The sequence below is a fragment of the Halobacillus kuroshimensis DSM 18393 genome, assembly GCF_000425705.1.
Lineage (GTDB): Bacteria > Bacillota > Bacilli > Bacillales > Halobacillaceae > Halobacillus > Halobacillus kuroshimensis.
Genome location: NZ_AUDY01000012.1, coordinates 23478 through 47688 on the forward strand (window position 1 = coordinate 23478; position 24211 = coordinate 47688).

22 protein-coding genes are annotated in these 24211 nt (G+C 49.0%); 9 read left to right on the plus strand and 13 right to left on the minus strand.

All coding sequences use genetic code 11. From position 1 onward, the window contains the following. Nucleotides 1-104: 104 nt before the first annotated feature. Both H615_RS0114650 and guaB read right to left on the minus strand, forming a co-directional pair. Complete coding sequence (locus tag H615_RS0114650) at nt 105-1436, minus strand: serine hydrolase (protein WP_027955849.1); 1332 nt, start codon at nt 1434-1436, stop codon at nt 105-107. Between the two features lie 94 nt (nt 1437-1530). Next, a complete protein-coding gene (gene guaB, locus H615_RS0114655; RefSeq protein WP_027955850.1) occupies nt 1531-3000 on the minus strand; it encodes an IMP dehydrogenase in 1470 nt (489 codons plus the stop codon). Nucleotides 3001-3170: 170 nt separating this feature from the next. On the opposite strand from guaB, the gene H615_RS0114660 reads away from it, so the two are divergent. Beyond that, nucleotides 3171-3887: a YaaC family protein gene (locus H615_RS0114660; protein WP_027955851.1), complete on the plus strand. Its 717-nt coding sequence runs from the start codon at nt 3171-3173 to the stop codon at nt 3885-3887. 18 nt (nt 3888-3905) lie between these two features. On the opposite strand, the gene H615_RS0114665 is transcribed toward H615_RS0114660, so the two are convergent. The 8 genes from H615_RS0114665 to dnaA form a co-directional block, all read right to left on the minus strand. Further along, nucleotides 3906-5006 (minus strand): HD-GYP domain-containing protein, encoded by a 1101-nt coding sequence (locus H615_RS0114665; protein WP_051254727.1) that lies wholly within the window; start codon nt 5004-5006, stop codon nt 3906-3908. Between the two features lie 75 nt (nt 5007-5081). Further along, nucleotides 5082-7622, minus strand: a complete 2541-nt coding sequence (gene gyrA, locus H615_RS0114670) for a DNA gyrase subunit A (RefSeq protein WP_027955853.1) — start codon at nt 7620-7622, stop codon at nt 5082-5084. A gap of 72 nt (nt 7623-7694) precedes the next feature. Then, nucleotides 7695-9617, minus strand: coding sequence for a DNA topoisomerase (ATP-hydrolyzing) subunit B (gyrB, locus tag H615_RS0114675; RefSeq protein ID WP_027955854.1), 1923 nt, complete (start codon nt 9615-9617; stop codon nt 7695-7697). Nucleotides 9618-9680: 63 nt separating this feature from the next. Next, entirely contained in the window at nt 9681-9965 is a 285-nt protein-coding gene (gene remB, locus H615_RS0114680; protein ID WP_027955855.1) for an extracellular matrix regulator RemB, read from the minus strand. A 10-nt stretch (nt 9966-9975) separates the two neighbouring features. Next, nucleotides 9976-11094, minus strand: a complete 1119-nt coding sequence (recF, locus tag H615_RS0114685; RefSeq protein WP_027955856.1) for a DNA replication/repair protein RecF — start codon at nt 11092-11094, stop codon at nt 9976-9978. Nucleotides 11095-11106: 12 nt separating this feature from the next. After that, complete coding sequence (gene yaaA, locus H615_RS0114690; protein ID WP_027955857.1) at nt 11107-11328, minus strand: S4 domain-containing protein YaaA; 222 nt, start codon at nt 11326-11328, stop codon at nt 11107-11109. Between the two features lie 259 nt (nt 11329-11587). Then, nucleotides 11588-12727, minus strand: coding sequence for a DNA polymerase III subunit beta (dnaN, locus tag H615_RS0114695; RefSeq protein WP_027955858.1), 1140 nt, complete (start codon nt 12725-12727; stop codon nt 11588-11590). Nucleotides 12728-12901: 174 nt separating this feature from the next. Beyond that, nucleotides 12902-14257 carry a chromosomal replication initiator protein DnaA gene (gene dnaA / locus H615_RS0114700; RefSeq protein WP_027955859.1) on the minus strand — a complete coding sequence of 452 codons (1356 nt, stop codon included), beginning with the start codon at nt 14255-14257 and terminating at the stop codon, nt 12902-12904. A gap of 672 nt (nt 14258-14929) precedes the next feature. Here dnaA and rpmH point away from each other — a divergent pair. The 8 genes from rpmH to H615_RS0114735 all read left to right on the plus strand — a co-directional run bounded on the left by rpmH (nt 14930) and on the right by H615_RS0114735 (nt 21935). Next, on the plus strand, nt 14930-15067 hold the full coding sequence (gene rpmH / locus H615_RS22135; protein ID WP_084163166.1) for a 50S ribosomal protein L34: 138 nt from the start codon (nt 14930-14932) through the stop codon (nt 15065-15067). Between the two features lie 169 nt (nt 15068-15236). After that, complete coding sequence (rnpA, locus tag H615_RS0114705; RefSeq protein ID WP_027955860.1) at nt 15237-15590, plus strand: ribonuclease P protein component; 354 nt, start codon at nt 15237-15239, stop codon at nt 15588-15590. 104 nt (nt 15591-15694) lie between these two features. Continuing rightward, the gene (gene spoIIIJ, locus H615_RS0114710; protein ID WP_027955861.1) at nt 15695-16456 is read left to right on the plus strand and encodes a YidC family membrane integrase SpoIIIJ; all 762 of its coding nucleotides are present in this window, start codon (nt 15695-15697) and stop codon (nt 16454-16456) included. Continuing rightward, entirely contained in the window at nt 16453-17067 is a 615-nt protein-coding gene (gene jag, locus H615_RS0114715; RefSeq protein ID WP_027955862.1) for an RNA-binding cell elongation regulator Jag/EloR, read from the plus strand. Before spoIIIJ ends, jag begins: the two co-directional genes overlap by 4 nt. Before the next feature lie 261 nt (nt 17068-17328). Next, nucleotides 17329-18705: a tRNA uridine-5-carboxymethylaminomethyl(34) synthesis GTPase MnmE gene (gene mnmE / locus H615_RS0114720; protein ID WP_027955863.1), complete on the plus strand. Its 1377-nt coding sequence runs from the start codon at nt 17329-17331 to the stop codon at nt 18703-18705. A gap of 59 nt (nt 18706-18764) precedes the next feature. Next, nucleotides 18765-20654 carry a tRNA uridine-5-carboxymethylaminomethyl(34) synthesis enzyme MnmG gene (mnmG, locus tag H615_RS0114725; protein ID WP_027955864.1) on the plus strand — a complete coding sequence of 630 codons (1890 nt, stop codon included), beginning with the start codon at nt 18765-18767 and terminating at the stop codon, nt 20652-20654. Between the two features lie 17 nt (nt 20655-20671). After that, nucleotides 20672-21388 (plus strand): 16S rRNA (guanine(527)-N(7))-methyltransferase RsmG, encoded by a 717-nt coding sequence (gene rsmG, locus H615_RS0114730; protein ID WP_027955865.1) that lies wholly within the window; start codon nt 20672-20674, stop codon nt 21386-21388. Nucleotides 21389-21443: 55 nt separating this feature from the next. Continuing rightward, entirely contained in the window at nt 21444-21935 is a 492-nt protein-coding gene (locus H615_RS0114735; protein ID WP_027955866.1) for a metallophosphoesterase family protein, read from the plus strand. On the opposite strand, the gene nei is transcribed toward H615_RS0114735, so the two are convergent. The 3 genes from nei to H615_RS0114750 form a co-directional block, all read right to left on the minus strand. Next, on the minus strand, nt 21932-22762 hold the full coding sequence (nei, locus tag H615_RS0114740; RefSeq protein ID WP_027955867.1) for an endonuclease VIII: 831 nt from the start codon (nt 22760-22762) through the stop codon (nt 21932-21934). The genes H615_RS0114735 and nei overlap by 4 nt on opposite strands. A gap of 16 nt (nt 22763-22778) precedes the next feature. Then, nucleotides 22779-23648 (minus strand): SDR family oxidoreductase, encoded by an 870-nt coding sequence (locus tag H615_RS0114745; protein WP_027955868.1) that lies wholly within the window; start codon nt 23646-23648, stop codon nt 22779-22781. A 75-nt stretch (nt 23649-23723) separates the two neighbouring features. Continuing rightward, complete coding sequence (locus H615_RS0114750; RefSeq protein ID WP_027955869.1) at nt 23724-24191, minus strand: hypothetical protein; 468 nt, start codon at nt 24189-24191, stop codon at nt 23724-23726. Between the last annotated feature and the right edge of the window lie 20 nt (nt 24192-24211).

Consider the following 24211-nt stretch of genomic DNA (forward strand, 5'->3'; position numbering starts at 1 on the left):
AACAGCTATATCGTTCAAGCATTTATTTTTGAATCATAGATTCTTACTCTCTATTGTATCGCATCTCAGCCTTAATTCCCACTCATTAAATAGGGATTTTACCGTTAGAACCAGCCTTTCACCATATCGACGGCTCCTGTGAAGATATCACTGAAGAATTCACCGATGCCACCAAGCATCAGCATGAACCAGTTGGCTTTCTCCACCGCTTCCGAAGTGACGATATCAACCGTCTGCCCTTCTTCCTTCACAAGGTTTCCGTAACTTTCGTCCCCTGTGTAGACAAGCTTGGCTGTTCCGATTTTCTGACCTTTCTCAACAGGCGCCACAAGCTCGCCGTCTTCGTTGAGCTGATCTTCAGAGATGACAAACTCCACCTCATATTCTTCTTGTTCGCCGCTCTTTAAAAGGGTGCTCAAAGCTTCACTCGTCTCAATCGCAACAGCATCTTCTTTTCCTTTCGTCACAGAAAGAGAATCCTGATCCTCAACCGTTTCACCGGCAGCCAGAAGCTCCTGCCTTGTAAACTGGTTGAATCCGTAATCAAGAAGCGTCCGTGTCTGATTGAAACGGGAGGAACGTGATTCCGATTTCATCACAACAGAGATGAACCGCTGGCCGTCACGCTCAGCCGTACCTGTAAATGTGTTGCCGGCAAGTTCTGTGTAACCGGTCTTCAAGCCGTCCATACCTTCATATTCAAACTGCTTCAAGTTCTGCCCCGGCATACCAGGAAGCATCCAGTTCCAGTTGGTCACCGTCTGATCGGCGAATTCCAATGTAGGCTTGCTGGAAACCTCCAGCGCTTCCGGATAGTCATTCGTTAAATGATAAGCCAGCAGAGCCGCCGACTTGGCCGACATCATATTGGTGGCATCCGGATCGGTGCCTTCAGGATAGTTGTCCCCCAGATGGTTATTGTTCAACCCAGTGGCATTGACAAACTCATAATCCGGCAGTCCCATTTCCTCTGCCTTGGCATTCATCATTTTGACGAATTCGCCTTCGGTTCCAGCTACCAGTTCAGCAAGCGCAATCGTCGTTGCGTTATCCGAGTTGATCGCCATCGCTTCATAAAGCTCACGAACCGTGTATTGTTCATCTAAACGTAAGCCGACACCGGAAAATTCCGGATTGGCTGATATATCAAAAGCATACTGACTGACAGGGGTCTTCTGATCCCAGCTGATTTTCCCCTCTTCCACAGCCTCCATGACGAGATATTCGGTCATCATCTTCGTCATACTGGCCGGCGGCAGTGTCAAATCCGCTTCTTTCTCAAACAAAATTTTCCCGCTTTCTGCATCTACAAGTATCGCTGATTTTGCCCCAACATCTACGCTTGCGTATGTATGTCCGGGATTGGCACTTACAGCGAAAATCCCGATCAACAAGGACATGATTAAGGCGATAGATGTTTTAAATCTTTGTGTCACTTTCTCTACCTCCACCCTTAAATTATGCATCCCTGTTATTTTATCACATGCGTATATAAAAGAATAGACAGGGAATAGTCCCTGTCTATCTAGGTCAAACGGAGTAGTTCGGCGATTCTTTTGTGATCTGGACATCGTGAGGATGGCTCTCTCTGAGTCCCGCTCCTGTGATGCGTGTGAACTGGCTGTCCGACCTCAGTGAATCAAGGTCCGGTGTTCCACAGTACCCCATACCAGAACGGAGACCGCCGAGCAGCTGGTGGATGCTGTCCGCAAGAGGTCCTTTATAAGGCATCCGGCCTTCAATGCCTTCTGGTACAAGCTTTTTCGATTCCGATTCGTTCTGGAAATAACGGTCCTTGGATCCCGACTCCATCGCACCGACGGAACCCATGCCGCGGTATACTTTGAAACGGCGTCCCTGGAAGATTTCCGTTTCTCCAGGGCTTTCGGATACCCCGGCAAGCAGGCTGCCGAGCATAACCGCATGTCCACCGGCAGCAAGCGCTTTGACGATGTCACCGGAATATTTAATGCCGCCGTCGGCAATGATCGGCTTACCAAGTTCCGCCGCTTCTCTCGCACAGTCATATACCGCTGTAATCTGCGGCACGCCGACACCGGCGACAACACGAGTTGTACAGATGGATCCAGGTCCGATACCGACTTTAACCACATCCGCTCCTGCTTCAATCAGTTCGCGGGTGGCATCAGGAGTCGCCACGTTTCCAGCGATAATGTTGACGTGTGGATGGCGGTCACGGATCCGTTTCACCTGTGCGATGACGCCCTGGGAGTGGCCGTGGGCTGTATCGACAACAAGGGCGTCCACACCCGCTTCGACAAGCTTATCAATCCGTGTCATTGCATCGGCTGTGACACCGACAGCGGCTGCACACAACAGGCGTCCCTGTTCATCCTTGGCCGACTGCGGGAATTCAATCACTTTCTCAATATCCTTGATGGTAATCAGGCCTTTCAGGATGCCCTGATTATCGACCATCGGCAGCTTCTCGATCTTATATTTCTGAAGAATCTTTTCAGCTTCATCGAGTGTTGTCCCCACAGGAGCTGTGACAAGGTTTTCGCTCGTCATCACTTCCTGGATCTGAATGGAATAGTCTTCAATAAAACGGAGGTCACGGTTTGTCAAAATGCCGACAAGCTTCTGCTCTTCTTCATTGTTCACAATCGGAACACCGGAAATCCTGAATTTGCCCATCAAATGCTCGGCATCAAACACCTGGTGCTCGGGAGTTAAAAAGAACGGATTCGTGATGACGCCGCTTTCGGAGCGTTTGACACGGTCAACGTGTTCCGCCTGCTCTTCAATGGACATGTTCTTATGAATGACACCAAGACCACCCTGTCGTGCCATTCCAATGGCCATCGCCGCTTCTGTCACTGTGTCCATACCGGCACTGATAATCGGCATGTTCAGCTTGAGCGTCGGGGAAAGTTCTGTCCTCAGGGATACATCGCGGGGCAGTACATCAGATTTCGCAGGTAAAAGCAGTACATCATCAAACGTTAATCCTTCTTTTGCAAACTTGTCTTCACGCATGCTTGACCTCTCCTTTTTCTTAAAAATATTCTGGGTATAAGTGGGTAAAATAAGTGGAACAGCAGGAAGCTACCATTTCTTATTGTTATTTACAATACGACAATGACCGCCCTTTTTCAACCATAAAAATGAAGGCGGAGAAGCGGATGAAGAAGGAGGGAAGAACGATAATGAGACGGCTTGATCCTTTTTTGCAGTACATGCAGGTAACCTCTCACACCCGTCCATTTCTGCATGCCTGCTATACGGATGGGAAGCATTCCAGAGTGGAGCACCATGCCTACAACAATGCGGAGCGGTTCATGTACGGACTCACCCTGGGGGGAGAGTATGTCAGTTCTGCCTCCTCCACCCCTTTAAGTGTGCAGCCTCTCCTTTTATATTACGGCCTGAACCATTTTTTGAAGGCCTGTCTATTGACGGTGGATCCCGGCTATCCGGCTACTGCCAAGGTGCTTGCCCACGGGCTATCGACACGGAAAAGAAAGAAGCAGCAATACCGTTTTCTTGAGGATGAAATCCGAATTCAGCCGCACGGGCTGTTCCCTCATGCCGCCTTTCATCTGTTCGATTTTTCCGCAGAGAAAGAAAAAGCGGCCATGGATGAACTGCTCCGTCCTTTACCAGCTATGCGGGACCTTTACTCGTTGAAAAAACAGAAGCTTGAATGTGAAGGAACGGCATGGCCCGAACTGCTCAGTTATTTTGCCGTTCTGTACAACCTCAGTATGCTCGTCCGTTACGAAGGGGATTGGTGGGGAGAGATGGAGCAGATGCGGGACAGGGAGGATTATGTCTTTATCGTTCATTTTCTGCAGTCCGCAATGGATCAGGTGCCGGCATTGATCAGCACATGGTTAAAAGACCGGCACCTGTCCGTTCTATGACAGAGGCCGGTCTTTGATTCAATCGTACACTTCTTCAATATGAAGCTGGAGGTATTCCTTCAGCTGGATGATATCCCCGGTTTCCAACAGCTTGATCATCGGCCGGGTCGGATGGGACGTTTCCGCAAAAAGAACCTCCGCTTCCTGCTTATCCGAAAGGCGGACTTTTACGCCTGTTGAGAAATTGGCGATTTCTTTTTTCAGCGTTTCTATCACTTTATGGTCATACCTGCCGAAATGTTCATGCAGCAGTTCCTCCAATACTTTGTACGGGGACTGCTTCGAGCGGTAGATCCGCTCACTCGTCATCGCGTGGAACATATCGCAGACAGCAATGATCTGGCTGAACGTATGAATCTTTTTCTGCGTCAGCCCAAGCGGGTAGCCGGTGCCATCGAGACGCTCATGGTGTTGGAGGACGGCGAGTTTTGCCTGACTGCTCAGAGAAGGAATGCGTTCAATGGCGCGGTAGGAATAGGTCGGATGATTTCTTACCTGTTCGTATTCCCGTTCCGTCAGGGCGCCCTGCTTATGAAGGATCCGCTGATCGATTTTTGCCATCCCCGCGTCGCACAGCACGCCGGCCAGACCGACCTGAATCCATTCTCCGTAATTGAGCCCAAGTTTGGAGGCCAGGTATCCGGCCATCACGCCTGTCGCTATGCTGTGGTGGTAGATATAGTCCTCGCTGGTGCTTAGATGATGAAGGTGAAAGACTTCCTTGGAAGCAGACGCTGTTCTTTCCAATAGAGGGACCATGACGCTGCGGACGGCTCCCATATCCACAGGTGCCCCGCCCTGCCATGCGCGGAACCATTCCTTGTATGCCTGGACGGCTTCCCTGTATTCATCCTGGAAGGAAAGAACGGTTTTCGTTTTCCTTCCAAGCAGAGAAGCTGCTGCAGAACCTTCCTTCTCTCCCGCTTCCCCGGCTGTAAATGGACGGCCGTCAGCTTTACGGGTGGCCACCTCCACGTACTCGACCTGGAAGCTTTTCAAAACATCGATATGAACGGGTGTTAATGTCGTATTTTTAGGTATGATCGGTCGATGGGTACGCCCCATCACGTCCTTGATAAGCAGACAGCCGGTCTCCACTTTTTCAGAAGCCACTTTCATTATTTTCCTCCACCCTTCCAATAAGGTATAAAAAAAGCCGCCTGCCGCAAAGGGACAGGCGACGATCATGTGTTTTTATGATTCATCTGAAGGATCTTCTGTTGTTTCCGGCTGACCTTCGACCACAGGCGTCTCTTCTGGAGACTCCTGGTCCATCAGCTCTGCTGCTTCCTCTTCTTCCTTCTCGGAATCCACTCGTGCAACCGTTGCAACTTCCTCCCCGTCGCCGAGGCGGATGAGACGGACGCCTTGTGTGTTCCTGCCGGTTTCGGAAATGCTTTCCATCGGCATACGGATCAAGACGCCGCTTTCGGTGATGATCATGATATCCTCTTCACCGTTAATGGCTTTCGTTGCGACGACATGGCCATTTTTATCTGTCAGGTTACATGTGATGATTCCTTTACCACCGCGGTTGGTGATGCGGTATTCATCTGCCGGTGTACGCTTGCCGTAACCTTTACTTGTCACGGTCAGCACCTGCAGGGAATCATCAACGATTTCCATGGATACGACATCATCGTCATCGCGGAGTGATATTCCCTTCACTCCTGCTGCTGTACGGCCCATAGCACGGATTTGATCTTCGTTGAAGCGGATCAGGTACCCGTTCTTCGTTCCAATCATAATGTCCTTGTTTCCATCTGTCAGGCGGACGGAAATCAATTCATCATCCTCGCGCAGTCCAAGGGCAATCAGACCACCTTTGCGGATGTTGGCAAACTGGGAAAGGGTCGTCCGTTTGGTGATTCCGTTCTTCGTTGTGAAAACGAGGTACCAGTCATCAGCGAATTCATTGACGGAAATCACGGCGTTGATCCACTCATCACGCTCCACGTTCAGCATGTTGATGATCGGAATCCCTTTCGCTGTACGACTGAACTCCGGTACTTCATAGCCCTTCGCCTTATAGACCTTCCCTTTGTTCGAGAAGAACAACAGCGTATTGTGGGTGGACGTGGAAAGCAGATGCTCCACAAAGTCCTCTTCATGGGTACCCATTCCCTGCACTCCGCGTCCGCCGCGGCGCTGGGATCGGTAGGTGTTGGCCGGAAGACGCTTGATGTATCCCTGATGAGTCAGGGTCACGATGACCGTTTCCTCAGGAATCAAGTCTTCGTCTTCTATGAAGTCTGTACCACCGAGCACGATTTCTGTGCGGCGCTCATCATTGTAGCGCTCTTTAATATCCATCAGTTCCCCGCGAATGATTTCCAATACTTTCTCATCATCCGCAAGAATCGCTTTCAGCTCAGCGATCAGCTTCATAATATCCTGGTATTCTTCTTCGATCTTTTCGCGCTCAAGACCAGTCAGGCGCTGCAGACGCATATCAAGGATCGCCTGGGCCTGCTTTTCTGAAAGGCTGAAGCGTTCCATCAAGCCTGTGCGGGCGATTTCCGTCGTCTGGGATTCACGAATCAATGCGATGACTTCATCCAGATGATCAAGAGCAATTCTTAAACCAGCAAGGATGTGAGCCCGGGCTTCGGCCTTTTTCAGCTCATATTCTGTACGGCGCCGGATGACGACCTTCTGGTGATCCAAATAATATTCCAGGCACTGCTTCAGGTTGAGAACTCTCGGGTGGCCGTTGACGAGGGCCAGCATGTTAATGCCGAATGTGGACTGCAGGGCCGTCATTTTGTACAGGTTATTCAGCAGTACATTCGGGTTGACGTCCCGGCGCAGTTCAATGACAATCCTCATGCCGTTCCGATCCGATTCGTCACGAAGATCGGTAATTCCGTCCACTTTCTTATCACGGGCGAGGTCGGCGATTTTTTCGACGAGCCGGGCTTTGTTCACCTGATAAGGAAGCTCCGTAACAATCAGGAATGATTTACCATTGGACTGCTCTTCGATTTCCACATGGGCGCGGACGGTCAGTGAGCCTTTTCCGGTTTCGTACGCTTTACGAATCCCGCTTAAACCGAGGATTTTACCAGCTGTCGGGAAGTCCGGTCCGTAAATATGGTTCTCCATCAATTCCTGGATGGTAATCTCCGGATCCTTACTTAACGCCAGCACCGCGTCGATCACTTCCCCAAGCTGATGAGGCGGAATGTTGGTTGCCATACCGACGGCAATTCCCGATCCTCCGTTAACGAGCAGGTTCGGGAATTTGGCTGGAAGCACTTCCGGCTCCCGCTCCGTGCCATCGTAGTTGTCGTTGTAGTCTATCGTATCCTTGTTGATATCCCGGAGAATCTCCATGGAGATCTTCGACATCCGGGCTTCGGTATAACGCATCGCTGCCGCTGCATCGCCATCGACAGAACCGAAGTTTCCGTGTCCGTCGACAAGCATATAGCGGTAGTTGAAGTCCTGCGCCATCCGCACCATCGTATCGTAAACGGCGGAATCACCGTGAGGGTGGTACTTACCGATCACCTCTCCGACAATACGGGCGGATTTCTTGTAAGCTTTGTCTGCATGCATACCGAGGTCGTGCATGGCATATAGTATTCTGCGGTGTACAGGTTTCAAACCGTCTCTGACATCAGGCAGAGCCCGGGCGACGATAACACTCATCGCATAGTCCAGGAAGGATGTACGCATCTCCTGGCTGATATTGATTTCCTGCACGCGCGGGCGCTCGGGTTGATCGACCATTCTATTTACCTCCTAGTTGCCTTAAAGGAAGAGAGGAGCCTTATGAAAAAAGCTCCATCTCCGATCTATCTCTTACACATCAAGGTTTTGAACATACTGCGCATTTTCCTGAATGAAGTTACGACGCGGTTCCACTTTGTCTCCCATCAGGATATCAAACGTTTCATCCGCTCCAATCGCATCTTCCAGGCTGACCTGCAGCATCGTCCGTGTTTCCGGATCCATTGTCGTTTCCCAAAGCTGCTCCGGGTTCATCTCTCCAAGACCCTTATAACGCTGGACGCTTGGTTTCGGTGAACTGGACAGCTCCGCCAGTTTCGCATCCAGCTGTTTGTCGCTGTACGTGTAGTACACCGCTTTGCCCTGCTGGATTTTGTAAAGAGGCGGCTGGGCAATGTAAATGTAGCCCGATTCAATCAGTGGACGCATATAACGGTAGAAGAAAGTGAGAAGCAGCGTCCGAATATGGGCACCGTCCACATCAGCATCCGTCATGATCACGATTTTATGGTAACGGGCTTTGGAAATATCAAACTCTTCCCCGATTCCTGTACCGAGGGCTGTAATAATGGCACGCACCTCATTGTTGGACAGGATCTTATCAAGGCGGGCTTTTTCCACGTTGATGATTTTACCACGCAGCGGAAGAATCGCCTGGAAATGACGGTCCCTTCCCTGTTTGGCTGATCCACCCGCGGAATCACCCTCAACAATATACAGTTCTGATATGTTGGCATCCTTGGAAGAGCAGTCTGCCAGTTTACCAGGCAGGTTGGAAACTTCCAGCGCGTTTTTACGACGTGTCAGTTCACGCGCTTTCTTCGCAGCCATACGGGCACGGGAAGCCATCAAACCCTTTTCGACAATCGTCTTCGCCATCGTCGGGTTTTCAAACAGGAACTTTGAGAAGGATTCCGAGAACAGCGCATCGGTAACGGTACGGGCTTCACTGTTTCCGAGCTTCGTCTTCGTCTGCCCCTCGAACTGGGGATCCGGGTGCTTGATGGAAATAATCGCTGTCAAACCTTCACGAACGTCATCACCGGTCAGGTTCGGGTCGGTCTCCTTGAACATACTGTTCTTTCTCGCGTAATCATTGATAACACGGGTCAGTCCGGTTTTAAATCCGGATTCGTGTGTCCCGCCCTCATACGTATGGATGTTGTTGGCATAGGAATAAATATTGCTGGCGAAACCGTCATTGTACTGCATAGCGATTTCGATGGAGATTTCATCCTGCTCCCCTTCGATGAAGAACGCATCATGAATCGCTTCACGGGTGCGGTTCATATGTTCAACGTAGGAAAGAATGCCTCCTTCGTAGTAGTAATCGACGGGATCTTCATCCGTACGTTTATCTTCAATCGTGATCGTCAGGCCTTTATTCAAAAAGGCAAGCTCACGCAGCCGGTTGGCCAGGATTTCAAACTTGTATTCCTGCGTTTCCTGGAAGATTTCATCATCGGGGATGAAATGAATGCGGGTACCGGTTTGATCGGTCTCCCCGACTACTTTCAAGTCTTCTTCCGGTACGCCGCGCTTGTAGGACTGGTAGTGAATCTGACCATCACGGTGGACGAAGACTTCCAGTTTTGTAGACAGGGCGTTTACAACAGAAGCACCGACACCGTGAAGTCCTCCGGAGACTTTATAGCCGCCTCCGCCGAATTTACCTCCGGCGTGAAGAACCGTCAAAATAACCTCAACAGCCGGACGTCCGGTTTTTTCCTGAATACCGACAGGAATACCGCGTCCGTTATCCGTAACGGTGATGCTGTTATCTTTTTCAATCATGACCTGGATGTGGTCACAGTGGCCGGCCATCGCTTCATCGATACTGTTATCGACAATTTCCCACACGAGGTGGTGCAGTCCTTTTTCATTGGTGGATCCAATGTACATGCCGGGACGCTTCCGAACAGCTTCCAGACCTTCAAGCACCTGTATCTGACTTTCATCATAGGCCTGCTGTTCTTCGATAATATCTTCCTTCATGGTACTCACCTACATTTCTCAAGTGGTTTGACAGTAATCTCTTACACCAAATGTTCTCTCTATCTATTCCATCGGCTCTTCGGAAAAATCCTCGAGCTTGTTCAGCGTCGTCATCATGTTCGCCCGCTTTTTCAGCGTGTACACGGAAAGAGGGCTGAAATAAATAACATCACTGGTAATGACAATGGCTTTTGCCTGATGTTCCTGTGATTCTATGACGCGTCTATTTTTCCGCTGGCTGACGATCATTTCCTCGATGATGGATGAGGAGGAAATCAAACTATGATCGATAATAGCCACGACATCCTTCGACTGAATCACATGATCATCCCCAATGTGAATAAACATGCGGTACACCTCATTTCTCTATCTCGATCGTTCCTTCTTTCACACGGAAAATGGCGGCTTCTTCCAAAGCTTCATGCTCAATCCCGTCTATGCTCGTAGTCGATACAAACGTCTGGACTTTCCCCTGGATTGTATGAAGCAGGTGGGACTGACGGAAATCATCCAGTTCGCTTAAAACGTCATCCAGCAGCAGAATCGGATATTCTCCTACTTCACTATGAATCAGTTCAATTTCAGCGAGTTTCAAAGATAAGGCTGTCGTCCGCTGTTGACCTTGCGACCCGTATGTCTGGACGTCTTTTCCGTTTACGTAGAAAACCAGATCATCCCTGTGAGGGCCTGCCAAAGTGGTCCCCCGTTCGACTTCCTTCGTTTCGATTTCCTGGAACTTCTCTATATACGTCTTCTTTATTGTTTCCAAATTCATATCCTCTGATACTTTCACACTCGCATCATAGGAAATTTCCAGCTGTTCAAGGCTGCGGCTGATCCCTTCATGGATCGGACCTGCCCAGGATCTGAGCAGCTGGAGAAACTTGAAACGCCGTTCAATGATGGTCACGGCATGCTCCACCAGCTGCTCGGTCAGGATGCCGAGCATCGTCCTGTCAGCCTGCGGTTTGCGCTGAAGATCCTTCAACAGGTGGTTCCGCTGTTTCAAAATCTTTTGATACTGCCCGAGATGATAGATATACGCGGGCTGGATCTGGCCGATTTCCATGTCAATAAACCGACGACGCACCTGAGGACTCCCTTTGACGAGATTCAAATCCTCAGGTGCAAACATGACAACATTCAAAGCGCCGATATAGTCACTCAGACGCTTCTGCTCAATATGATTCAACTTCGCTTTTTTCCCTTTGTTGGAAATGATGATCTCCAGAGGAAAGCGGCGGTTACGTTTATAGATCGTCCCTTTTATTTTACCATATTCCTGGTCCCACTGTATCAATTCTTTGTCCCGCGGCGTCCGGTGGGACCGGGTAAAGGCAAGCGTATAGATGGCTTCCATCAAATTCGTCTTTCCTTGGGCATTTTCACCAATAATCACATTGATTGTATGGTCGAAGCTCAATGAAAGCTGCTCGTAATTACGATAAGAACGCAGGGACAGTTCATGGATATACATAGATGGAGGGGGTTACCCTTCGCTTACAACTGTATAGCTGCCGAATTCCTCAATCTCCACTGTATCGCCCACGTACAGTTTCCGGCCTCTGCGGTTTTCCGGTTCACCATTTACATTCACTTCAAATTCAGCCAGAAAAATTTTCACCATTCCACCAGATTCGACAACGTTCGCTAATTTCAGAAACTGCCCGAGTGGGATGTATTCTGTGCTGATTCCAATTTCTTCGCTCATATATTTTCACCCTATTTCATGAATTCACCTATCTCTATATTTTACTAAAGATAAAGGTGTAAGGAAAGTCCAATCCCTCGAACTCTCCTGCTGCCGGTTTTTTCACCGGATATCCCCAATGTGGATAACTATATTTCTTCTTTCCTGCGGTTTTCCACAGGTGCTTTTTCTACGGATTCCTGCTGTTTTTGAGGACAAAAAGAAGAAGGTGCTCCTATGAAAGTTATCGAGCACCTTCTTTTATTCAACGATTTATATTTTAGTATGTCCGTACGGGAAGAATCAGCTGAAGAATCTGATCATCATCGACAGGGCGGATCAGGAACGGACGCATGGCACCCGTAAATTCGACTTTGACTTGATCATAGTCGACAGCTTTCAAGGCATCCATCATATATTTCGCACTGAAAGAGATTTTCAAGTCTTCCCCATCGACATCATTCGCGGTTACTTCTTCCACGACATTTCCGACTTCCGGTGAGTTCCCGGTAATCTCAAGATGATTGGATTCTTTGGTTACGAGTCTTACGACGTTGTTGCGGTTCTCTTTTGCTAATAGAGAGGCACGGTCGACGGACTGAAGAAGATCCTTGGCATCGATTTTAACGACGGTTTTACTCTGCTCCGGAATCAAGCGGGACGTTTCTGGATAGTTTCCATCCAGCAGACGGGACAGGAAGTATAAGTGCTTCGTACGGAAAAGGACCTGGTTGTCTGTCACGCTGATTTCAATCTTATCATCCGAATCGGCAAGAATTTTATTCAATTCTGTCAGACTCTTCCCTGGAATGACGACCGCAGGCAGGGATTTTCCTTCCGGCTGGTCAAGAGGTACTTTCCTTGATGCCAGGCGGTGGCTGTCCGTTGCAATGAATTCCAGGCTGCCTTCATCCATTTTCACATGGACACCTGTAAGAATTGGGCGCGTTTCTGAAGTGGATACGGCGAATACCGTCTGTCTGATCAGGTTTTTCAAAAGATCAATTGGCAGTTCAAAGCTGTCCTCCGTATGAAGCTGAGGAAGCTGTGGATATTCTTCAGGGTCCTGGCCGTTTAGGTGAAATTCTGCATTTCCTGAGCGGATCGTGACATTTCTCGACTCATCGCTGGTGATTTCTACGGTGTTCTGTGGGAGCTTTCTGACGATATCAGGAAAATATTTAGCCTGAAGGACGATGCTGCCCGGTTCAATATCTTCTGCATAGACAATGCCATCTTCTTCTGCAGGGATAAAAGATTCGATTGAGATATCTGAATCACTGCCTGTTAATTTAATTCCTTCTGAAGTGGCTTCTAATTTCATTCCCGTTAAGATTGGAATCGTTGTTCTTGAAGATATGGCTTTCATGACATTCTGCACACTATCCATCAACTGATCCCGCTGGATGACAAATTTCATTTCCGAACACTCCTCCTAATGAGCATTTATTATATATTTTTTTATAAAAAAGGTCGTAATAGTACTAGTATGGGCTGTGGAATTGTGGATAACCTTATTAAAGCCTTTATGTGGCTTGTTATACACATGTGGATAGGTTGTTGATGAACCTGCAACCACTGTCCACATTATCCACTAGTGGGATTTGAGCTGCTCTTTGATTTCATCGAGCTCTTTTTGGAGCTGCTGATCATCTGCGACCATTTTTGAGATTTTTTCATGAGCATGAATGACGGTGGTATGGTCCCGTCCGCCGAACTCTTCCCCAATCTTCGGCAGTGAGAAATCGGTCAGTTCTCTTGATAAATACATAGCGATCTGGCGGGGGAAGGCTACAGATTTCGTCCGTTTTTTAGCAGGGAAATCTTCCAGTCTCACATTATATTTCTCTCCGACCATCTCCTGAATGGCTTCAATCGTAATCACCTTCGGCTTGGAGCTTGGAATAATATCCTTCAGCGCTTCCGCTGCCAGAGAGGCATTGATATCGCTGTTGATCAAGGAAGAGTAGGCGACGACACGGATTAAGGCGCCCTCCAGTTCACGGATGTTGGTGTCAATCTGGTTGGCAATGTAAAGCATGACTTCGTTCGGGATATCCAACCCTTCTGCCTTCGCTTTTTTCCTCAAAATAGCGATTCTTGTTTCCAGGTCCGGCGGTGTAATGTCTGTGATCAACCCCCATTCAAAGCGGGAACGCAGACGATCTTCAAGGGTCGGGATCTCTTTCGGCGGACGATCGCTGGAGATGACGATCTGCTTGCTTTCCTCGTGGAGTGTATTAAACGTATGGAAGAATTCCTCCTGTGTCTGCTCTTTGCCCGCGAGGAACTGGATGTCATCAATAAGAAGGACATCAACGCTGCGGTATTTATTTCTGAAATTGACGGCCTTGTTGTCCCGGATTGAGTTGATGAATTCGTTCGTGAATTTTTCCGAGGACAGATAAACGACTTTGGCATTCGGATTATGGTCAAGCACATAATGGCCGATGGCGTGCATCAGGTGTGTTTTCCCAAGCCCGACCCCTCCGTAGATGAACAGCGGGTTATAGGCCTTTGCCGGTGCTTCGGCTACAGCCAGTGAGGCCGCATGGGCGAAGCGGTTGCCGGATCCGATGACGAATGTATCAAAGGTATATTTGGAATTGAGCATGCTCTGAGGCGACTCTTCATTTCCGTTATTTTTTACATTCGGAACCTTTTTGGAAGACAGCTTCACATCCTCCAGGGCATCGTCCTTGGATTCTGGAATGATGAACTTTGTTTCCAGTTCCGCACCCGTTACTTCATATAACGTTTCTGTAATCAAGCTTTCGTATTGGTTTTCAAGCCAGTCTCTGGCGAATTCGTTTGGAGCGACGATGGTCAGCGTATTTTCACTAAGGGAGTCGGCTTTTGTCGCTTTAAGCCACGTTTCAAAGCTGGGCTTGCTGATTTTTTCTTTTATATGGTCCAGCGTATTGTTCCATAGTTCGTGGATGTTCTCCAAATTGTTTCACCCCTCTCTGTTTCATTGGAAAACAAAAACACCTTTCGTTCTCTTTTTCGAACGTAGCAAAAGGATCGAAAGGCGCTCGTATAAGGTTTGTATAAGGTTGTACCTCCCCGACAGTGCTGCACGGGTGTGGATGTTTGAATGTTGATTTTACTAGACTTCCAGAGAGTTATTTTCATTGTCCACACGCTTGTGTATAACTGCATGAACAGGTCTGTTAATAACTGTCCACATGTTATCCACAGTCTGTGGAAAAGATCTCAGCTGTTTTGAAGTCAATCGCTGTTAAACACAAATATGATACCAGATAAAAACACGGCTTGCAATGGGTCGGCGTAACTTATCCACAATATCAAGGGCTTGTAGAAAACTTTCATCCACAACACTGGATTCTGTGATTTTCTTGTCGATATTTGTTGTGGACAGTCAAAATCAGCTGAAAAATTATACACAATGGCTGTGAATGTTCGTCATGTAAAAGGAATGGAGACCGCTTCCGGGGGCATTTTTTGTTGTGTTATACTACAGCCTGTTATATAACGTCGTGCATAATTGGAAAAAGGAAGAATGAAAATCGAGTTGACAATTCAGGGGGCATTTTATTATACTGTTCAAGACTGCCTTTTAATTGTTTTATTGGATTATTGCCCAGGAGGTGTATATATAATGAGTAAACGCACGTTTCAACCAAATAATCGTAAGCGTAAAAAAGTACACGGCTTCCGTTCACGCATGAGCTCTGCAAATGGACGTAAAGTTCTTGCACGCCGTCGTCGTAAAGGAAGAAAAGTTCTATCCGCATAGGCCACTGAAAACTATCAGTGGTCTTTTTTTCAGAATAGGGAAAGTCAAAAGTGGGGCGGATCGAACGTCCCGCTTTTATTTTAAGGATAATTTGAGAACGTTTTAACGGGATTGATCGGAATGTGAGGGCAGTATCTCCCTCTATGTTCACTCATCTGGAGGGTGTTCGATGAAGAAAGTAAATCGAATTAAGAAAAACGAGGAATTTCAGAAGGTCTTTCAAGGCGGCCAGTCTTTCGCCAACCGGCAGCTGGTGATCTACTACATGAAGAAAAAAGAGCAGACGCATTTCCGCATCGGTCTTTCCGTCAGCAAGAAGCTGGGACATGCGGTCAAGCGCAACCAGATTAAGCGCTATCTGCGCCAGGCCTTTCATGAGCTGGAAGACGATATCCATCCTCATTATGATCTGGTGGTCATTGCACGTAAGCCGGCCAGCCAGATGGATTTTCATGAAATAAAGAAAAGCCTGACCCATGTACTTATGAGGTCCAAGCTTCTAAATAAGAAAATTCGCACGTAATCGTTATAGAAAAAGGACAGTCATTAATGCTAAACTTATGATTGTCGTAGTACGAACGTTTTGATAAAAGAAAAAGTGAAGAGTCATTTAAGGAGGAAGGAACGTTGCGCAATAAAATGATAGCACTGCTTGCCATGGCGGGCGTGCTTACGTTCCTATCCGGGTGTACGCAGGTAAACCAGGAAATCAACTCGGATAGCACAGGTTTTTGGAACGAGTATATCGTATGGCCATTGTCTCAAACCCTACTATATTTTGCGGACCTTTTCAGTGGCAGCTATGGATTGTCGATTATCGTTGTAACGATTATCATTCGATTGGTTCTGCTTCCGTTGAACGTTAAGCAGCTGAAAAGCTCCAAAGCGATGCAGGATATTCAACCGGAATTACAGAGTCTTCGTGAACAATATTCATCCAAGGATGCCCAGACACAGCAGAAGCTCCAGCAGGAGACGATGCAGCTGTTCCAAAAGCACGGCGTGAACCCGCTGGCGGGCTGTCTGCCGATTATCGTGCAGATGCCGATTTTGATCGGATTCTATCATGCCATCATGAGAACTTCGGAGATTCAGACGCATAACTTCCTATGGCTGGAACTCGGTTCATCCGATCCATTCCTTGCCATTTTGACAGCTGGAACGACCTTCCTGCAGCAAAAATTAATGATGGCGGGCGGCGCAGCAGCGCAGAACCCGCAGATGCAGATGATGCTTTATGTAATGCCGCTGATGATCGGTACATTCGCATTCTTCTTCCCATCTGCCCTTGCCCTGTACTGGATCGTCGGTAACATCGTTATGATTCTGCAGACGGTATTCATCCGTAAACCAATGATGAAAGATGCGACGGGAGGAGCAAGTGAGTGAAACAATTAACTGCTACGGGTCCATCCATTGATGAAGCGGTCCAATCTGCATTAGAGCAATTACAGACATCAAAAGATCAAGTCACCATTGATATCATTGATGAAGGTAAAAAAGGATTTCTTGGGTTTGGCTCCAAACCAGCGATTGTCAAAGTATCCATCAAGAAAAATCCTCTGCAGGATGCTGAAACATTCATCTATGAAGTAGCAGAACAAATGGGAGCTCCTGTTCAGGTCCATTCGGAAGTGCGGCAGCGGGATATCTTCCTCAACCTGGAGGGAGAGCAGATCGCTGTCCTGATCGGCAAGCGCGGTCAGACATTGAATTCACTTCAATATCTGGCTCAGCTCGTCGTCAACCGCGAATCTGACGTTTTTTATACCGTTATGCTTGATGCTGAAGGGTATCGAAGCCGTCGGAAAGAAACACTTGAGAACCTGGCGGGACGGCTGGCAGATAAAGCGGTCCGGACGAACCGGGACGTTCGGCTTGAGCCGATGCCTTCCTATGAAAGAAAAATCATTCACAATGCTTTGCAGCAACATGAACAAGTGAAAACATCTTCGGACGGAAACGATCCGCGCCGGCATGTCGTCATTCACCCACGCTGATTTCAACAAATACTTCTGCCATAAAAGCCGGCAGGAGTATTTTTTTGGCTGTACGCTTGTCCACAAGAGGGTATCGGAGACCTCTTGCGGGGAAAAGATGATAGATAGAAGGTTATGCACATGTGGATAACCCCGGATGCAGATTTCGATACGGATATCTTTTCAAAACACACGGGTGTGTGGTAAGGTAGTATGTTAGTGACTAGTGAAAAATAATGTGGATAACTATAGATAGCCAATCATTTCAGGAGGTGAAAACGTATGGAAACAGATACAATAGCGGCGATTTCCACTCCGATGGGGGAAGGAGCCATTGCCATCGTCCGTTTGAGCGGTCCCCAGGCTGTTTCGACAGCTGCCGGTCTTTTTCAAGGGAAGGATTTAAACAACGTCGATTCCCATACGATGCATTACGGAAAGATCATCGATCCGGAAACCGGTGAAATGGCAGAGGAAGTGATGGTTTCTGTCATGCGTGCCCCGAAAACATTTACGAGAGAAGACATCGTTGAGATTAACTGCCACGGTGGACTCGTGTCTGTGAACCGGGTGCTTGAAATCGCACTGGCTGCGGGGTCCCGTCTTGCTGAACCGGGGGAATTCACGAAGCGTGCGTTTATGAACGGGCGGATCGACCTTTCCCAGGCCGAAGCGGTTATGGATCTGATCCGTGCCAAGACAGACCGGGCGATGGATGTTGCGCTGAAGCAGATGGATGGCCGTCTGTCGAACCTGATTCACAATCTGCGTCAGAAGCTTTTGGAGACTCTTGCTCACGTCGAAGTGAACATCGATTATCCGGAGTATGATGATGTCGAAGAAATGTCGCATGACATGATGGAGCAGAAAACGAAGGAAGTGCATGAGGAGGTCGAGCGGATCTTAGAGACGGCCAAGCAGGGTAAGATTTTGCGCGAAGGTCTCGGGACGGCGATTATCGGTCGTCCGAATGTCGGGAAGTCCTCATTGATGAATGCCCTTGTTCATGAAAACAAAGCCATCGTAACGGAAATCCCGGGGACGACGAGGGATGTCATCGAAGAGTATGTCAATGTCCGCGGTGTGCCTCTGCGGCTGATCGATACGGCAGGGATCCGTGAAACGGAAGATATCGTCGAGCGGATTGGTGTGGAGCGCTCCCGTCAAGTGCTGAAGGAAGCCGATTTGATCCTGCTTGTGTTAAACTATGGCGATGAACTGACCGAGGAAGATGAGAAGCTGTTTGAAGCGATCAGCGATATGAATGTGATCGTCATTGTGAACAAAACCGACCTTGAGAAAAAGCTCGATCTTGAGCGTGTGAAGGAGCTCGCAAACGATCAGCCGGTCATTACGACGGCACTGATCCGTGAAGAAGGGATCGATCAGCTTGAGCAGGCGATCGGCGAGACCTTCTTTGAAGGAGACCTTGATGCCGGCGATATGACGTATGTTTCCAACGTCCGCCACGTGCAGCTGCTGAAGCAGGCCAAGCAGGCGCTTGAAGACGCACAGAACGGGATGGAAATGGGCGTCCCTCTGGATGTCGTTCAAATTGATGTCACCCGTACGTGGGAAATTCTTGGAGAAATTGTCGGTGAATCGGTGCATGACAGCTTGATTGATCAATTGTTCTCCCAGTTCTGTTTAGGTAAATAAGTGTTGGTTCGTAAATATAGAGTGATTTTGGAACAACTATTTAAAGGAGAGACATCCAAATGACATATGATGCAGGGCATTATGATGTAATAGTAATTGGTGCCGGTCACGCGGGCGTAGAGGCAGGACTTGCAGCGGCGCGCCGCGGGGCGAAGACATTGATGCTGACCCTGAACCTCGACCTTGTCGCCTTTATGCCGTGTAACCCGTCCATCGGGGGTCCGGCTAAAGGGATCGTTGTCCGGGAAATTGATGCATTAGGAGGCGCGATGGGTAAGGTGATTGATAAGACCCACATCCAGATGCGTCTATTGAATACGAGAAAAGGTCCGGCTGTACGTGCACTGCGTGCCCAGGCGGATAAGCCGCTTTATATTAAAGAAATGAAGCGTGTGCTTGAAAATCAGGAAAATCTGACCCTGCGCCAGGCGATGGTGAAGCAGCTGCTCGTCGAAGACGATCAGGTGAAAGGCGTCGTCACGGAAACGAAGGCAGCCTATTATGCGCCGACGGTTATCGTAACGACCGGAACATTCATGCGTGGCCGCGTCATTATCGGAGATATTTCTTATGAAAGTGGACCGAACAACCAGCGTTCCACAGTTTCTCTTTCCGAACAGCTGGAAGAGATGGGGATTGAGATGGTCCGCTTCAAGACTGGAACACCGATGCGCGTCAACAGCCATACCATTGATTATTCCAAAACGGAAATCCAGCCGGGGGAAGAAGAGCCTCGCTCCTTTTCCTATGAAACGACCGAATTCATTACGGATCAGATCCCTTGCTGGCTGACGTATACGAACGAAGACACCCACAAAATCATCAATGATAACCTCGGTCTCTCAGCGATGTACTCCGGGGCGATCAAAGGGACTGGACCGCGCTACTGCCCGTCTATCGAGGATAAAATCGTCCGCTTCAATGATAAGCCGCGTCACCAGATTTTCCTTGAGCCGGAAGGTCGTGACACGGAGGAAGTGTACGTCCAGGGCTTGTCGACATCCCTGCCTGAATATGTCCAGAACGAAATGATGCGGACAGTGCCAGGTCTGGAAAACGCTGAAATCATGCGGGCCGGCTATGCGATCGAGTATGACTCCATCGTACCTACACAGCTGTGGCCGACACTTGAAACGAAGAAAATTGATGGTCTTTTCACAGCCGGTCAGCTGAATGGAACATCCGGCTATGAAGAAGCAGCGGGGCAGGGTCTGATGGCGGGAATCAACGCCGCTGCCAAAGCCCTTGATCTTGAGACACTGATTCTAGACCGTTCCCAGGGCTATATCGGTGTCATGATTGATGACCTTGTCACAAAAGGAACCGGCGAGCCGTATCGTCTTTTGACGTCCCGTGCCGAATTCCGTCTCATGCTGCGTCATGATAATGCGGACCTCCGCCTGACCGAAATCGGGTATCAGCTCGGGTTGATTCCTGAGGACCGCTACAACCGTTTCCTTGAGAAGCAGCGTTTGATCGAAGATGAGAAAAAACGTCTCGATAAAGTGATTCTAAAGGAAACCGATGAGGTACAGGCCGTCATCGAAGAAGCGGGAGGCTCGAAATTGAAAGACGCCATCCGCGCGGTAGATCTTTTGAAACGTCCGGAAATGAATTACAGTCACATTGAGCGCCTAAGTGCCAGTGAGATTCAACTGCCGGATGATGTCAAAGAGCAGGTTGAAATCCAAACGAAATATAACGGTTATATCAAGAAGGCGATCGAGCAGATTGACCGTATGAAGAAGATGGAAACGAAAAAAATTCCAGAGAACATCGATTACGATGCCATCCACGGTTTGGCTTCCGAAGCGCGTGACCGTCTGAAAGCGGTCCGTCCACTTTCTGTCGGACAGGCTTCCCGTGTATCCGGTGTGAACCCGGCGGATGTTTCGATTCTGCTTGTGTATATTGAGCAGGGAAAAATCGCCCGAGTGTCTGGAGAATAACTCGAAAGGATGGGTTTATGGATACGAATACCTTTCTGAACGCTTTAAAAGAACAAGGCATTGAACTAAATGAACAGCAGCAGCACCAGTTTCAGCGTTATTTCGAAATTCTCGTCGAGTGGAACGAAAAAATGAACCTGACCGCCATTACCGATCAGGAAGGCGTGTATTTAAAACATTTTTATGATTCTTTGACAGCGGCTTTTTACTATGATTTTTCCGAACCCCTCCGTATCTGTGATGTCGGAGCGGGGGCTGGTTTCCCTAGTCTGCCGCTGAAAATCGTCTTCCCGCATCTGAAGGTGACGATTGTCGATTCGTTGAAGAAACGGATCACGTTCCTGAACCACTTAGCCCACGAATTGGAGCTGGATGATGTCGCTTTTTACCATGATCGTGCCGAAAACTTCGGGAAAAACACGAGCTTTCGGGAAAGCTATGACCTGGTGATGGCCCGTGCCGTCGCCCGGATGTCCGTCCTGAGTGAGCTTTGTCTGCCGTTGACGCAGAAGGGCGGCCGCTTCATGGCTATGAAGGGACCGAACCTGAGGGACGAAATGGAAGAGGCCGAGATCGCTATTCAAACGGTCGGAGGCGAAGTGAAGGATATCTACACGTTCGAGCTTCCGGAAGAGGGCAGTGAACGGAACATTGCCATCGTTGAAAAACGGCGGAAAACACCGAAAAAATACCCGCGTAAAGCGGGCACACCGAATAAAACACCGATTCAATAACATCAAGCCACTCTATCATAGACCGATAGGGTGGCTTTTTTCAGGAGGACTCTTGATGAAAATTGTCGTGCTGTCAGATACGCATATGCCGAAAAAAGCGTCCCGTCTGCCTGATCGTCTGGTGTCTGCGTTACAAGAAGCGGACCAGATCATTCATGCCGGTGACTGGCAGACGCCGGACGTTTTTGAAGAACTGAGCCGCTTTGCTCCTGTCACAGGCGTGTATGGCAACGTTGATGGTGAGGACATGAAAGAGATCGTGCCCAAACGACAGCTCGTAACGTGGGCCGGGTATTCCATCGGCGTCGTCCACGGTCACGGGGAAAAGAAAACGACGGAAAAGCGGGCGGTGGAAGCTTTCCAGGAGCATCCCCCGGACCTTATTATTTACGGCCACTCCCACATTCCTGTTCTCCGTTACTTTAAAAAGACGCTGCTGTTCAATCCGGGATCCGTTACGGACAAACGCCGGCTTCCTTTCTATTCTTTCGGTATGCTTACCCTTGGGGAGGAGGGCATCCATGCGGAGCATATCTTTTTCCACTAGCGTTCCGGATGTTTCTGACACGTCGGACAATAATAGAGCCGTCGGGAAGCTGCCTGGATCTTCTCGATTTCTGTACCGTCGATCCGACAGGGCTGACCTGCCCGGCTGAACACCCAGTGACGGTAGTCCCGGCGCTTGACGCCCTGTTTTTTCAACTGACCGGCCAGTTCCAAATCATTCGTAATGCCCTGATGGCGGTATGACTGCCACGTCAGATCGATCGATGCGTCGGCGGCTTTCCGGAGCTGTTCCTCTGAACAATCAGAAGGGCGGGCGAAAGGGGAGATGCCGGCCTTGAATAGAATTTCACTGCGCAGATAGTTGCCGATTCCGGCGATAAACGACTGATCGAGCAGCAGGGATGTCCATTTGCGGTTCCGGAACCTTCTGCTGATGAAGCGTTCGAACAGATCTTCTGCTGTTACCGGTTCACTGAGCAGGTCAGGCCCTGTCTTCTGGATAAACGGGTGATCCTCTGCTTCCTCTGTGCGGAGCACTTCAATATCCGAAGAACTGTATAGCAGGGCGGACTTTTTTTCATTGTGCAGCGCAAGGCGGAGCTGGCGGTTGGTGTCCGGGTAGTTATAGGTGTTCCGGATCATCCATTTGCCGTACAGCTGATTGTGCGAATAAATCGTGTAGCCCCTTTGGAAGCGGATGAGCATCGCTTTTCCCTTCGTATCCACTTTCTCAACGACATCCCCCTGTAAAATCTCCTCATACTCCTGTAACCGCTCAAAGGCGAAAAAAAGGTCGAGCACGGCCCGACCTTTGAGTGCTTTTTCTACTTGATCCGCAGCACGGCGGATTTCCGGTCCTTCCGGCATAGGTCTCTTCCTCTCCTCAGCTTGACGTGAACATGCCACCGTTGATATGGATGAACTGTCCAGTGATATACGTGGAGTCATCAGAGGCCAGCAGCACATAGCTTCCGACGTGCTCCACCGGCTGCCCCGGGCGTCCCATCGGTGTGTTTGTACCGAATTGTTCCACTTTATCCTCAGAGAAGGTGGATGGGATGAGCGGTGTCCAGATCGGCCCCGGCGCAATCCCGTTGACACGAATGCCTTTGTCTACAAGCTGTTTCGCCATAGAACGGGTGAACGCAACGACGGCCCCTTTCGTAGCGGTATAGTCCACAAGATCGGGGTTCCCGACATAAGGGTTGACGGAAGCTGTATTGATGATGGAGCTTCCCTGCTTCAAATGAGGCAGCGCAGCTTTCGTCATATGGAAGACCGAATAGATGTTGGTTTTGAATGTAGACTCCAGCTGTTCTGTTGAAATGTTCAGCAGGTCGTCAGTCGGGTGCTGTTCGGCTGCGTTGTTCACAAGAATATCAAGCTTTCCGAGTTCCTTGACCGTTCGTTCCACCGCTTCCTGACAGACGGATTCCTCACCGACGTCCCCGGCAATCAAGATGGCCCGGCGTCCTTCGGCTTCGACCTGTTTTTTCGTATATTCGGCATCTTCATGCTCTTCTAAGTAGGAGATGGCTACGTCCGCGCCTTCCTTGGCGTATCCAATCGCGACGGAACGGCCGATGCCGCTGTCGCCGCCTGTAATCAATGCCACTTTCCCCTGCAGCTTATTTCCGCTTTTGTAATCGTCATCCGCCTGCAGAGGAGATGGGTTCATCGCTCCCTCTGTACCTGGTTGACGCTCCTGCTCCTGACCCGGCTGGCCTTGTGTTTGACGTTCTTGTCGATTCATTTCAATTCCTCCTCCAACTTGTTTTAGTGTGCTCATTCCACCATCATGGAATGTTCAAACAAGCCGGGAGCATATTCAGGAGGAATGATCGGCGTAGCGGAGAAGGAGTGTCCTCAGGATCAAACCGCTTCCAATCCCGGGAATAAGAAAGAGTATCGGAAGCCAGATGGGGCCGATCAATACACCAAACAAACGAAGAGTGGATGAAAAAATCAATCCCACCGTAACGAAATAGGCAGAAAAAGCAAACGGAAGAAACGAATAGGCCGGAACCTTTCCATCGGCATGGGCGTAGGCATCCCATACGGCAAACATATAAATACACGGGTAAAACATCAGCCACTGGTAATGGGTCACATCGACCGCCTTGGCGATATCTCCGTGAAAGCTGTGAATGATGGCCATATTGAAGCGGCTGTTGTAGTTCAAAATCACTTCAATGATGATAAAGGAGAGCCCTTTGATAAAATGTCCGTTCAAGATCTGTCCAAACCCCGGGAACGCAATGCTCCATAGTATAATTTCCAATCGTTTTTCCTTCATGTCTATTCCTCTTCCGCTGA